This window comes from Metapseudomonas resinovorans (assembly GCF_002003485.1).
Taxonomy (GTDB): Bacteria; Pseudomonadota; Gammaproteobacteria; order Pseudomonadales; family Pseudomonadaceae; genus Metapseudomonas; species Metapseudomonas resinovorans_D.
The window spans coordinates 69,745-82,430 of the sequence record NZ_BDMA01000012.1; the positions used below are offsets into that span (position 1 = coordinate 69,745).

At 64.1% G+C, this 12,686-nt stretch carries 15 protein-coding genes; all 15 read left to right on the forward strand.

Annotation, left to right across the window (positions count from 1 at the left end; translation table 11 throughout):
* Positions 1–4: 4 nt before the first annotated feature.
* The 15 genes from fliH (at position 5) to flhB (ending at position 12,609) form a co-directional block, all read left to right on the forward strand.
* A complete protein-coding gene (gene fliH / locus MnOB_RS03070) occupies positions 5–802 on the forward strand; it encodes a flagellar assembly protein FliH (RefSeq protein WP_077521899.1) in 798 nt (265 codons plus the stop codon).
* Positions 792–2,144 (forward strand): flagellar protein export ATPase FliI, encoded by a 1,353-nt coding sequence (gene fliI / locus MnOB_RS03075; RefSeq protein WP_077521901.1) that lies wholly within the window; start codon positions 792–794, stop codon positions 2,142–2,144. The genes fliH and fliI overlap by 11 nt, the downstream gene beginning before the upstream one ends.
* Positions 2,145–2,150: 6 nt before the next feature.
* Positions 2,151–2,597 carry a flagellar export protein FliJ gene (gene fliJ, locus MnOB_RS03080; protein WP_077521903.1) on the forward strand — a complete coding sequence of 149 codons (447 nt, stop codon included), beginning with the start codon at positions 2,151–2,153 and terminating at the stop codon, positions 2,595–2,597.
* A gap of 410 nt (positions 2,598–3,007) precedes the next feature.
* Positions 3,008–3,313: an STAS domain-containing protein gene (locus MnOB_RS03085; RefSeq protein WP_028626550.1), complete on the forward strand. Its 306-nt coding sequence runs from the start codon at positions 3,008–3,010 to the stop codon at positions 3,311–3,313.
* 11 nt (positions 3,314–3,324) lie between these two features.
* Positions 3,325–5,019 carry an ATP-binding SpoIIE family protein phosphatase gene (locus MnOB_RS03090; RefSeq protein WP_077521905.1) on the forward strand — a complete coding sequence of 565 codons (1,695 nt, stop codon included), beginning with the start codon at positions 3,325–3,327 and terminating at the stop codon, positions 5,017–5,019.
* Positions 5,020–5,051: 32 nt separating this feature from the next.
* Positions 5,052–5,405 carry an Hpt domain-containing protein gene (locus MnOB_RS03095; RefSeq protein ID WP_077521907.1) on the forward strand — a complete coding sequence of 118 codons (354 nt, stop codon included), beginning with the start codon at positions 5,052–5,054 and terminating at the stop codon, positions 5,403–5,405.
* An 80-nt stretch (positions 5,406–5,485) separates the two neighbouring features.
* Entirely contained in the window at positions 5,486–6,763 is a 1,278-nt protein-coding gene (locus tag MnOB_RS03100; RefSeq protein WP_077521909.1) for a flagellar hook-length control protein FliK, read from the forward strand.
* A 235-nt stretch (positions 6,764–6,998) separates the two neighbouring features.
* On the forward strand, positions 6,999–7,520 hold the full coding sequence (fliL, locus tag MnOB_RS03105; protein WP_077521912.1) for a flagellar basal body-associated protein FliL: 522 nt from the start codon (positions 6,999–7,001) through the stop codon (positions 7,518–7,520).
* Positions 7,521–7,533: 13 nt separating this feature from the next.
* Positions 7,534–8,505 (forward strand): flagellar motor switch protein FliM, encoded by a 972-nt coding sequence (gene fliM, locus MnOB_RS03110; RefSeq protein WP_077521914.1) that lies wholly within the window; start codon positions 7,534–7,536, stop codon positions 8,503–8,505.
* Between the two features lie 42 nt (positions 8,506–8,547).
* Positions 8,548–9,009 carry a flagellar motor switch protein FliN gene (fliN, locus tag MnOB_RS03115; RefSeq protein ID WP_077521916.1) on the forward strand — a complete coding sequence of 154 codons (462 nt, stop codon included), beginning with the start codon at positions 8,548–8,550 and terminating at the stop codon, positions 9,007–9,009.
* 4 nt (positions 9,010–9,013) lie between these two features.
* On the forward strand, positions 9,014–9,454 hold the full coding sequence (gene fliO / locus MnOB_RS03120; RefSeq protein ID WP_077521917.1) for a flagellar biosynthetic protein FliO: 441 nt from the start codon (positions 9,014–9,016) through the stop codon (positions 9,452–9,454).
* Positions 9,454–10,203, forward strand: a complete 750-nt coding sequence (fliP, locus tag MnOB_RS03125; RefSeq protein WP_077521919.1) for a flagellar type III secretion system pore protein FliP — start codon at positions 9,454–9,456, stop codon at positions 10,201–10,203. Before fliO ends, fliP begins: the two co-directional genes overlap by 1 nt.
* Before the next feature lie 10 nt (positions 10,204–10,213).
* Complete coding sequence (fliQ, locus tag MnOB_RS03130; protein WP_077521921.1) at positions 10,214–10,483, forward strand: flagellar biosynthesis protein FliQ; 270 nt, start codon at positions 10,214–10,216, stop codon at positions 10,481–10,483.
* A gap of 2 nt (positions 10,484–10,485) precedes the next feature.
* Positions 10,486–11,262, forward strand: coding sequence for a flagellar biosynthetic protein FliR (fliR, locus tag MnOB_RS03135; RefSeq protein ID WP_077521923.1), 777 nt, complete (start codon positions 10,486–10,488; stop codon positions 11,260–11,262).
* 210 nt (positions 11,263–11,472) lie between these two features.
* The gene (gene flhB, locus MnOB_RS03140) at positions 11,473–12,609 is read left to right on the forward strand and encodes a flagellar biosynthesis protein FlhB (RefSeq protein ID WP_077521925.1); all 1,137 of its coding nucleotides are present in this window, start codon (positions 11,473–11,475) and stop codon (positions 12,607–12,609) included.
* Positions 12,610–12,686 lie beyond the last annotated feature (77 nt).

Here is a 12,686-nt window from a genome sequence, read left to right on the forward strand (position 1 = left end):
GCCCATGGCCAACAAGGATTCGGCAAGCGAACTGATCCGCGCCAAGGACGTCAACGTCTTCGATCGCTGGTCGCTGCCTAGTTTCGACCCGGACGCCCCGCAACCGGCCGAGCCGGAAGAGCCGGTTACCGCAGAGGTACCTGCGCCCGAGCCTGAACCGCAGATCGAGGACGTGCCGGTCGAGGAGGTCAAGCCGCTGACGCTGGACGAACTCGAGGCCATCCGCCAGGACGCCTACAACGAAGGCTTCGGCACCGGCGAGCGCGACGGTTTCCACGCCGGCCAGCTCAAGGCCCGCCAGGAAGCCGAGGCTGCCGTGAATGCCCGCCTGGCCCAGCTCGACACGCTGATGGCCCAGTTGCTGGACCCGATCGCCGAGCAGGACCGGCAGATCGAGGAATCCCTGGTTCACCTCACCAGCCTGATCACCCGCCAGGTGATCCAGCGCGAACTGCTCATGGATTCCGGACAGATCCGCCATGTGCTGCGCGAAGCGCTGAAGCTGCTGCCCATGGGCGCCGACAATGTGCGCATTCACATCAACCCGCAGGACTTCGAACAGGTGAAGGCCCTGCGTGAGCGCCATGAAGAAAGCTGGCGCATTCTCGAAGACGAATCGCTGGAGCCAGGCGGCTGCCGCGTCGAGACCGAGCATTCGCGCATCGACGCCAGCATCGAGACGCGCCTGAACCAGGCCATGAAGCAGCTCTTCGAGCAGCAGCGCGAACAGAAGGTCCATCCGCCGTCGGCCGATCTGGTGGTCGACCTGGATTCGCCGGACAGCCTCGACCATGCGTATTGAGCGCGCCAGCTTCGCCAAGCGACTGGCGGGATATAACGACGTCATCGATCTGCCCGCGCAACCCACGGTGGAAGGCCGCCTGCTGCGCATGGTGGGCCTCACCCTGGAGGCCGAAGGGCTGCGCGCGCCGGTGGGAAGCCGCTGCCTGGTGATCAACGACGACAGCTACCACCCGGTACAGGTGGAAGCCGAAGTGATGGGCTTTTCCGGTAGCAAGATCTATCTGATGCCGGTGGGCAGCCTCTCCGGCATTGCCCCGGGCGCTCGCGTGGTGCCGCTGCCGGATACGGGCCGCCTGCCCATGGGGATGTCCATGCTCGGCCGCGTGCTGGATGGCGCCGGTCGCGCCCTGGACGGCAAGGGCGGCATGAAGGCCGAAGACTGGGTGCCGATGGACGGCCCCACCATCAACCCACTCAAGCGCCACCCCATCAGCGAACCGCTGGATGTGGGCATTCGCTCCATCAACTCGTTGCTCACCGTCGGGCGTGGCCAGCGGCTCGGCCTGTTCGCCGGTACCGGCGTGGGTAAGTCGGTGCTGCTGGGCATGATGACCCGCTTCACCGAAGCGGAAATCATCGTCGTTGGCCTGATCGGCGAACGGGGCCGCGAGGTGAAGGAGTTCATCGAGCATATCCTCGGTGAGGAAGGCCTCAAACGCTCCGTGGTGGTGGCATCCCCGGCGGACGATGCGCCGCTGATGCGCCTGCGGGCCGCCATGTACTGCACCCGAATCGCCGAGTACTTCCGCGACAAGGGCAAGAACGTTCTGCTGTTAATGGATTCCCTGACCCGTTTCGCCCAGGCCCAGCGCGAGATAGCCCTGGCCATTGGCGAACCGCCGGCCACCAAGGGCTACCCGCCGTCGGTGTTCGCCAAGCTGCCGAAGCTGGTGGAACGTGCCGGCAATGCGGAGCAGGGAGGCGGCTCCATCACGGCCTTCTACACCGTGCTTTCCGAAGGCGACGACCAGCAGGACCCCATTGCGGACTCCGCGCGCGGCGTGCTCGACGGCCACTTCGTGCTGTCCCGTCGCCTGGCCGAGGAGGGCCATTACCCGGCCATCGATATCGAGGCGTCCATCAGCCGGGTCATGCCCCAGGTGGTCAGCCCGGAGCATATGAAGATGGCCCAGCGCTTCAAGCAGCTGTGGTCGCGCTACCAGCAGAGCCGCGACCTGATCAGCGTCGGCGCCTACGTCGCTGGCGGTGATCCCGACACCGATCTGGCCATCGCTCGCCAGCCGACCATGAGCGCCTTCCTGCGCCAGGGCCTGGACGAGAGCGAGAGCCTTCCCCAGAGCGCCCAGCGACTTGCGGCCGCCCTGGGCATCCAGGGCTGATAGCGCATGTCGCAAAATCGTGCGGCGCGCCTGGCGCCGGTGGTCGAGATGGCCGCGCGCGCCGAGCGAGAGGCGGCGCGCATGCTCGGTCGCTGCCAGGCTCAGGCCACCCAGGCGGAAATGAAGCTGGGCGAGCTGGAGCGCTATCGCTCCGACTACCAGCAGCAATGGATCGAGGAAGGACGGCGCGGTGTTTCCGGCCAATGGCTGATGAACTACCAGCGCTTCCTGTCGCAGCTCGAGTCCGCCATCGGTCAGCAGTTGCAGAGCGTCAAATGGCACCGCGACAACCTCGACAAGGCCCGCGCCGCCTGGCAGCAGCGCTACGCGCGCCTCGAGGGGCTGCGCAGGCTGGTGCAGCGCTACCTCGACGAAGCCCGTGCGGCCGAAGACAAGCGCGAGCAGAAGCTGCTGGACGAACTGGCCCAGCGCTTGCCGGCCAGAGACCTGTAGGGGCGAATTCATTTCCGGTAGGGTGCGCCGTGCGCACCGGCGCTTTGACGGGGTGCCGAAGCTGATCCCGGAATCGGTGCGCGCAGCGCACCCTACGGTCCAGACCAAGCTAAAGAGGTCGGCCCTGGATTTCCCCAGTAGGGTGCGCCGTGCGCACCGGCGGTTTGACCTGGCGTCGAAGTTGATCCAGAAGTCGGTGCGCACAGCGCACCCTACGGTCCAGACCGAGCCAGTCACGAGTAGTCGCCAGAGCCCCGGTGCGCGCAGCACACCCTACGCCGGCGAGCGAATGCATTCTTCAACGCGTCATCTCAGAACCATAAATTCTCCCGGCTCGCCGCTTTCCAGTTGCCGTGCCTGAAGGTGGGTGCTAAATCTTCACCATTCCGAACTTGAACAAGGAGCTTTGCATGGCCATCACCTCGATGCCCTCCGACGATGGGCAGGAGCTGACCATCACTATCCAGGGACGTTTCGATTTCGGCGCCCACCAGGAATTCCGCGACGCCTACGAGCGCGTCAATTTCACCCCCAAGCGCTACGTCGTGGATCTCAAGGGCACCACCTATCTCGACAGCTCTGCCCTCGGCATGCTGTTGCTGCTGCGTGACCACGCCGGTGGCGAGCGTGCCCAGATCCGCCTTGCCAACTGCAACCCCGACGTCCGCAAGATCCTCGCCATTTCCAACTTCGAACAACTGTTCCAGATCGCCTGAGGCCCGTTGCCATGCCGTCGCCGCTGACGATCCTGATAGCCGAGGACAACGCGGCGGACAGGCTGCTGCTGTCCACCATTGTCAGCCGCCAGGGCCACCGCGCCCTGACCGCCGCCAATGGCCGCGAGGCCGTGGCGCTGTTCCAGCAGGAGCAGCCGCAACTGGTACTGATGGATGCCCTGATGCCGGTGATGGATGGCTTCGAAGCCGCCCGCCGGATCAAGCAGCTGGCTGGCGAAGCGCTGGTGCCGATCATCTTCCTCACCTCCCTCACCGAGAACGAGGCATTGGTGCGCTGCCTGGAGGCGGGCGGCGATGACTTCCTCGCCAAGCCCTACAACCGCGTCATCCTCGAAGCCAAGATCAAGGCGCTCGACCGCCTGCGCCGCCTGCAGGACACGGTACTGCAGCAGCGTGACCTGATCGCCCGGCACAACGAGCACCTGGTCACCGAACAGCGGGTGGCCAAGGCGGTATTCGACAAGGTCGCGCACTCGGGCTGCCTGAGCGCGCCGAACATCCGCTACCTGCAATCGCCCTACGCGCTCTTCAATGGCGACTTGCTGCTGGCGGCCTACAAGCCCTCCGGCGGCATGCATGTGCTGCTTGGCGACTTCACTGGCCATGGCCTGCCAGCGGCCATTGGCGCGATGCCCCTGGCCGAGGTGTTCTACGGCATGACCGCCAAGGGTTATGCCATGGCGGACATCCTGCGGGAGATGAATGCCAAGCTGAAACGCATCCTGCCGGTTGGCGTGTTCTGCTGTGCCACCTTCCTCAACCTGAGTTTCCAGCGGCGTCTGGTCGAGGTGTGGAATGGCGGTCTTCCTGAGGGCTACCTGCGTCGCGCTGATAGTGGCGAGCTGGTGCCGCTGGTGTCGCGCCACCTGCCGCTGGGGGTGCTTGACCAGGGCAGCTTCAATGCGCATTTCGAGTCCTACCCCATCGAAACCGGCGACCGCATCTTCCTGGTCTCTGATGGCGTGCTGGAAACTCGCAATGACAGTGACGAAACCTTCGGTGACCAGCGCTTGCGCGAGGTTTTCGATGCCAATGGCGACGGCAACCGCCTGTTCGACGAAATCCAACTGGCGCTGAGCGCCTTCCGCGGTCATGCCCAGGACGACGTCAGCATGATCGAAGTGCGCATGCTCGATGACTCCAACGAACGCGCCAAACTGGCCTTCACCGACAGTGGCCAGGCCAGCCCGCTGGACTGGTCGGCATCCTTCGAGTTTCGCGCCCAGACACTCAAGCGCTTCAATCCGTTGCCGTTCCTCCTGCAGCTTCTGCTGGAAGTCCAGGGGTTGCGCGACCAGGGCGGTGCGCTCTACACGGTGCTGGCCGAGCTCTATTCCAATGCGCTGGAGCATGGTGTGCTGGGGCTGGATTCGTCCCTCAAGCGCAATGCCGAAGGCTTCGCCCGCTACTACCGCGAGCGCAGCGAGCGCCTTGCCGCGCTGGAAGACGGCTACGTGCGCTTCAATCTGCAGCTGGTCCCGGAAGGCCGGGGAGGGCGGTTGCTGGTGCATGTGGAGGACAGCGGCCAGGGCTTCGAACTGGGCTCTGTCCTGGCGCGTGAACCACTCACGGAAGGTCTCTGTGGTCGGGGCCTGACGCTGATCAGGCAGCTCGCTGCGAGCTGTGAGCCCGCCGAGGATGGCAAGGGCATCTGCGTCGAATTCCGCTGGCCCGTTAAGGCATAATTTTCTGACGTTCAGTGAAGGGAGCGACGGAGTTGTCCGATATCCATCTCGACCATTCAGTGCTGTCCGCCCTGCGGGATGTCATGGAGGACGAGTTCCCCGTGTTGCTGGATACCTTTCTGGCTGACTCGGCGGAGCGGCTGCGACAGATCCGCCAGGCCCATGCAGCAGCCGATAGCCAGGCCCTGCGCCTGGCTGCCCACAGCTTCAAGGGCAGCTGCAGCAACATGGGGGCCCTCGAGCTGGCGGGCCTGTGCAAGCAACTGGAAGACATGGCCCGTCGTGACCAGCTTTCCGATGCACCTGGCGTCATCCTGCTGATTGAACAGGAGTTCCTCGTCGTCCGTGATCTGCTGCAGGAAGCACGTCGCGGCCTGCCGCACTGATCACGGCTTACGCTCGCTGCCCATGTTGGCCCATCCCTTGCACTCCCACTGGCACGAACCAACCCGAGCGGAGAGTGCCCATGCCCGTTGCCCCCGATCTGCTTCTTCAGGCCCGGCCTGAAGTGAAGCCGAAAGCACCGGCCGCAAAAGCCCCGGAAAAACCGGCGGAAACCAACAAGGGCGAGGCTCCCAGCTTCGCCCAGATGTACGCGAAAGAGCGTCAGGCCAAGGCTGCGGAGCGCAGCGAGGCGGCTGCGAAACAGGCCAGGGACAAGGCGGACGAGGCGGCAAACCAGGACCAGCCGGCGGCAGATCCTGCCGCCAGCCCGCCTGCCGTTGCCGATAGCGGCAAGCCGTTGCCGGCCGAGGAAGGCGGTGAATCCCAGGAGAAAGCGGACGAGTCGGCAATGGACCCGATGCTGCTCTTGGCGATGACCGGCCAACTGCCGGCTGATGCCGTGCCGGTGGAGGCAGATGGCGCCGCTGAAGCGCTGCCGGCTGTGACGGCTCAGGTGACCAGCAGTGCCCCGGCGACCCTGAGCGAAGCCAGTCTTGATCCAGACCTTGACCAGCTCAACGGCGTGCCAGCGGTGAAGATGGCGCTGGAGCAGAGCGCCCAGGCCGCCCAGCAAGCGCAGAGTGCCGCCACCCAGGCGGCGCAGGCCGCACCCACCGCCGACCAGGACTTCGCCGATGCCCTGGCCGCCTTCGCCGACAAGCCGCTTGAGGCGGGTGAGGGCAAACTGGACAAGGCGCTGTCTTCCACTGATCTCTCGGTGGAGCTGACGGAAGGCCTTGGCGAAAACAAAGGTGAAGTGCGCAACGAACTACTGGCCAGCCGTCTCAACGCGCTGAGCCAGGCCGTCAGCCAGCAGACTGCCCAGGCCCAGCGTGCGCCGGCACTGGTCCCTGGACAGCCGGTTGCCATGCAGCAGGGTGGCTGGAGTGAGGCGGTCGTGGACCGGGTGATGTGGTTGTCGAGCCAGAACCTCAAGTCCGCGGAAATTCAGCTCGATCCCCAGGAACTGGGAAGACTCGAGGTCCGGGTTCACATGACCCCGGATCAAACCCAGGTGACCTTCGCCAGCGCCAACGCCAACGTTCGCGATGCGCTGGAAGGGCAGATGCACCGCCTGCGCGACATGTTCGCCCAGCAGGGCATGAGCCAGCCCGACGTAAACGTGTCCGACCAGTCGCTCAACCGCGGTTGGCAGGGGCAAGGTGGCGACGGTGAGCGGCGCTCCGGCGGCGGGCGTGGCTTTGGCGGTGGCCGCGACGAGGAGATCAGCGTGAGCCACAGCGAGATCCGTCCAACCAGTTCCGGCGCGGGGCGCGGGTTGGTGGATTTCTACGTCTGACTTCGCTTCCCTCTCCCCCGCCCCCTCTCCCTGAAGCGGAGAGGGGGCGGGGGAGAGGGCGTTCCACTCGCGCCAAGATTTCCGCCAACCCCTCGTGACAGTCGCCCCCCGACACTGGTATATCCGCAGCCCTGAAGCATTTGCCTGAACCGCCGGTTGGCCGGCGAGCTGGCATAACACTTGCTCACTCCCCAGGAAAAGGCGGGTTTTCCCCGCTCGGCGACGGATTATTGGCATGGCGAAGAAAGAAGCGAAGGCCCCGGCAGAGGGCGCTGTGGCAGGCGGCAAGAGCAAGCTGAAGCTCATCATCCTGGGCGTCGTGGCGTTGTTGCTGGCGATCGGCCTGTCGGTCGGCGCTACCTGGTTCTTCCTCAGTCGCGGCGACAAGTCCGCCGAGCCGACCAAGGAACAAGCCGCCGCGGAAGCACCCACCAAACAGCCCGCCATCTACCAGGACCTCGCTCCAGCCTTCGTGGTCAACTTCAGCCAGAACGGTCGCCAGCGCTACATGCAGGTGAGCGTTGCGCTCATGGCCCGTGACCAGGCCCAGGTGGATGCGCTCAAGGTGCACATGCCGGTGCTGCGCAACAAGCTGGTCATGCTGTTCTCCAGCCAGAGCTTCGACAGCCTGGTTACGCCCGTGGGCAAGGAAATGCTGCGTCAGCAAGCCACCGCTGCCGTGCAGGAGCTGGCCAAGCAGGAAACCGGGGCGATAACCGTCGAGCAAGTGCTCTTCACCAACTTCGTACTGCAGTAGGCAAGGTACAACCATGGCCGTTCAAGACCTGCTGTCCCAGGATGAAATCGACGCGCTGCTGCACGGCGTCGACGATGGCCTGGTTGAAACCGAAACCGACGCGGACCCTACCAGTGTCAAAAGCTATGACCTGACCAGCCAGGACCGCATCGTCCGGGGGCGCATGCCGACCCTGGAAATGATCAACGAGCGCTTCGCCCGCTATACCCGCATCAGCATGTTCAACCTCCTGCGTCGCTCCGCCGACGTGGCGGTCGGCGGCGTGCAGGTGATGAAGTTCGGCGAGTACGTGCATTCGCTCTATGTGCCCACCAGCCTCAACCTGGTGAAGATGAAGCCACTGCGCGGCACCTCGCTGTTCATCCTCGACGCCAAACTGGTGTTCAAGCTGGTGGACAACTTCTTCGGTGGCGACGGCCGTCACGCCAAGATCGAGGGTCGCGAGTTCACGCCTACCGAACTGCGTGTCGTGCGCATGGTCCTGGACCAGGCCTTCGTCGACCTGGCCGAGGCCTGGCATGCGGTGATGGACGTGAACTTCGAGTACATCAACTCCGAAGTGAACCCGGCTCTGGCCAACATCGTCAGCCCCAGTGAAGTGGTGGTCGTATCCACCTTCCACATCGAACTGGATGGCGGTGGTGGGGACCTGCACATCACCATGCCCTATTCGATGATCGAGCCGATCCGCGAGATGCTCGACGCCGGCTTCCAGTCCGATGTCGACGACCAGGACGAACGCTGGATCAAGGCACTGCGCGAGGACATTCTCGACGTCAGCGTACCGGTGGCCGCCACCGTGGTGCGCCGCCAGCTCAAATTGCGGGACATCCTGCACATGCAGCCGGGCGATGTGATCCCGGTGGAGATGCCCGAGCACATGATCATGCGCGCCAATGGCGTGCCGGCCTTCAAGGCCAAGCTGGGGTCGCACAAGGGCAACCTGTCCCTGCAGATCCTCGAACCGATCGAACGCCAGCGCTGATTGCGCGTTTCCCACGAATTCAGAGCCAGCCGAGGTCAAGCGATGGCAAACGATATGGACACCACCCCAGAAGAACAGGCCCTGGCCGATGAGTGGGCTGCGGCACTGGCCGAGGCCGGTGACGCTTCCCAGGACGATATCGATGCGCTGATGAACCAGGGCTCCTCCGCCCCCAGTTCTCCACGCGCGCCCATGGAAGAGTTCGGCAGCGTACCCAAGGCCAGCGGTCCGGTCACTCTCGACGGCCCGAACCTGGATGTGATCCTGGATATCCCGGTGTCCATTTCCATGGAAGTGGGCAATACCGACATCACCATCCGCAACCTGCTGCAGCTCAATCAGGGCTCGGTGATCGAGCTTGACCGCCTGGCCGGCGAACCGCTGGACGTGCTGGTCAACGGCACGCTGATCGCCCATGGCGAAGTGGTGGTGGTCAACGAGAAGTTCGGTATCCGGCTGACCGATGTGATCAGCCCGAGCGAACGCATCAAGAAGCTGCGCTGAGACCATGCGCCGTTTTCTTCTTGCCGGGCTGTTTCTGCTGCCCCTCGGCGGCTTCGCCGCTGAAACCGCGGTAACCACGCCACCTCCCGCTGCAGCGGCCGCCCAGGCTGGCAGCGGCATGGCTGCGCAGCTGGGGCAACTGGCCATTGGCCTGTTGCTGGTGGTGGGGCTGATCTTTGTGCTCGCCTGGCTGCTGCGCCGGGTGCAGCAGCTGGGTCCACGAAGCGGCCAGGTGATCAAGCTGGTGGCCAGTCAGGCCCTCGGCCCGCGTGACCGACTGGTGCTGGTCCAAGTGGGCGGTGAGCAGATCCTGCTCGGCATCAGCGCCGGCCGCATCACGCCGCTGCATGTGCTGAAAGAGCCCGTGCAACAGGCTGACGGCCAGACCGCCAGCCCGGAATTCGCCCAACGACTGATGGAACTGCTCGGCAAGGACAAGCACTGATGCCCCGCCTCCTCATCGCGCTGCTGCTGGTATTGGCCGCGCCCCTGGCGCTTGGCGCCGACAATCCGCTGTCGGTTCCCGCCATCACCCTGTCCACCAACCCCGAAGGACAGCAGGAATACTCGGTAAGCCTGCAGATCCTGCTGATCATGACGGCGCTGAGCTTCATCCCGGCGTTCGTCATGCTGATGACCAGCTTCACCCGGATCATCATCGTCTTCTCCATCCTGCGCCAGGCGCTGGGTTTGCAGCAGACGCCGTCGAACCAGATCCTCATTGGCCTGGCCTTGTTCCTGACGATGTTCATCATGGCGCCGGTGTTCGACCAGGTGAATCGCGAGGCGCTGCAGCCCTATCTCAACGAGCAGATGACGGCCCAGGATGCGATCGCCAAGGCCGAAGTGCCGATCAAGAACTTCATGCTGGCGCAGACCCGCGCCAGCGACCTCGACCTGTTCATGCGGCTGTCCAAGCGCACCGACATCCCCAGCCCGGATGCCGCGCCGCTGACCATCCTGGTGCCGGCCTTCGTCACCTCCGAGCTGAAGACCGCATTCCAGATCGGCTTCATGATCTTCATCCCGTTCCTGATCATCGACCTGGTGGTGGCCAGCGTGCTGATGGCGATGGGCATGATGATGCTCTCGCCCCTGATCATCTCCCTGCCGTTCAAGATCATGCTCTTCGTCCTGGTGGATGGCTGGGCATTGATCATCGGCACCCTTGCCGGCAGTTTCGGCGGCGTCTAGGAGAGTTGCGATGACTCCGGAAGTTGCAGTCGACCTGTTCCGCGAGGCGCTCTGGCTGACCTGCCTGATCGTCGCCATCCTGGTGGTGCCGAGCCTGGTGGTCGGCCTGATCGTCGCCATGTTCCAGGCCGCTACGCAGATCAACGAACAGACGCTGAGCTTCCTGCCGCGCCTGCTGGTGATGCTGCTCACCCTGATCTGGGCCGGCCCCTGGCTCACTCGCCAACTGATGGAGTACATCCAGACGCTCTATCAGAACATCCCGATGCTGATCGGCTGACCATGCTCGAACTCAGCGACGCACAGATCGGCGGCTGGGTCGGCAGCTTCGTGCTGCCACTGTTCCGCATTGCCGCGCTGCTGATGACCATGCCGATCATCGGCACCCAGCTCGTGCCGACGCGGGTTCGCCTGTACCTGGCGCTGGCGATCGCCGTAGTACTGGTGCCGACCTTGCCGCCCATGCCGCAGGTGGACGCGATCAACCTCGGCAACATCCTTCTGATTGGCGAGCAAATCCTGATCGGAGCCTTGCTCGGTTTCGTGCTGCAACTGTTTTTCCACGCCTTCGTGGTGGCGGGGCAGATCATCTCGATGCAGATGGGCCTGGGTTTCGCCTCCATGGTCGACCCCACCAATGGCGTTTCGGTACCGGTGCTTGGCCAGTTCTACCTGATGCTGGTGACCCTGCTGTTCCTCTCCATGAACGGCCATCTGGTGGTGTTCGAGATTCTTGCCGAAAGCTTCGTCACCCTACCGGTGGGGGGCGGGTTGCTGACCAACCATCATTGGGAAGTCGCCGGCAAGCTTGGCTGGGTGATGGGCGCTGGCTTGCTGCTGTCGCTGCCGGCGATCACCGCGTTGCTGGTGGTCAACCTGGCATTTGGCGTGATGACCCGTGCAGCGCCGCAGCTGAACATCTTCTCCATCGGCTTCCCGCTGACGCTGGCGCTGGGCCTGGTGATCGTCTGGATCGGCATGGCCGACATCCTCAGCCAGTACCAGGTACTGGCCGGCGACGCACTGCAGCTCATGCGTGAGCTGGCGAGGGCGCGATGAACACTTCATCTAATGGCGCTTGTCCTGCTGGAAAACGTAGGCGAGGCAGCCAAGACAAGGCGAAACGCAGCGAAGCGAAGTAACAGCCGAAGGCTGGCCCGCAGGGCGAGTGAAACGAGTAGGACGGCCGAAAAAAGCGGAGTTTACGACTGTAAATGAGCATTTTTGAGGCCGTCTTCAACGCAGTATTGGCAACGCAGGTAGTTTTCCGTGGCAGAGAGTGAGAGTGGGGCCGATAAGAGCGAAGAACCCACAAGTAAACGGTTGCAGGAAGCCCGCGACAAGGGCCAGATCGCCCGTTCCCGGGAGCTCAATACCCTGGCCGTGACCCTGGCTGGCGCGGGTGGCCTCCTCGCAACCGGTGGCGGCATGGCCGACATGCTGATGAAGCTGATGCACAGCAACTTCGACCTGCCGCGCGCCGTGCTGATGGATGAGCGCAGCATGGGGTTGTTCCTGCTCACCTCGGGCAAGATGGCGCTGGACGCCGTGTTGCCCTTGCTGATCACCCTGCTGGTCGTTTCCATTGTCGGCCCGATTTCCCTGGGTGGCTGGCTGTTCTCGACCGAATCGCTGATGCCCAAGTTCAGCCGCATGAATCCGCTTTCCGGGCTCAAACGGATGTTCTCGCTGCACGCGTTGGCGGAGTTGCTCAAGGCGCTGGCCAAGTTCGCGCTCATCCTGCTGGTGGCGCTCGCGGTGCTCAATTCCGACCGTGACGATCTTCTCGCCATCGCCCATGAGCCGCTGGACATGGCCATCCTGCACAGCGTCCAGGTGGTGGGTTGGAGCGCGGTCTGGCTCGCCTGTGGCCTGATCCTCATCGCCGCCGTGGACGTGCCTTTCCAGCTCTGGGACAACAAGCAGAAGCTGATGATGACCAAGCAGGAAGTGCGCGACGAGTACAAGGACTCCGAGGGCAAGCCCGAGGTCAAGTCGCGAATCCGCCGACTCCAGCGCGAAATGGCCGAGCGGCGCATGATGGCGGCCGTGCCCCAGGCCGACGTGGTCATCACCAACCCGACCCACTTTGCCGTGGCGCTCAAGTACGACGCCGAAAAGGGCGGCGCGCCGATGCTGCTGGCCAAGGGTAATGACTTCACCGCACTGAAGATCCGCGAGATCGCCCAGGAGAGCCAGATCACCGTGCTGGAATCCCCGGCACTGGCGCGGGCGGTGTACTACTCCACCGAGCTGGACCAGGAAATCCCGGCCGGCCTCTACCTGGCGGTTGCCCAGGTCCTCGCCTACGTCTATCAGCTCAAGCAGTTCCGCGCCGGCCGCGGCAAACGCCCGGCGCCGTTGAGCAACCTGCCCATTCCGCCGGATTTGCGGCGCGACGAGTGATTCACCGCACGGGCGATGCTTCTCTGTGGGGGGGGGGCGAATTCATTTGAACTTGGGAAACCACGTCCTGAGGACGT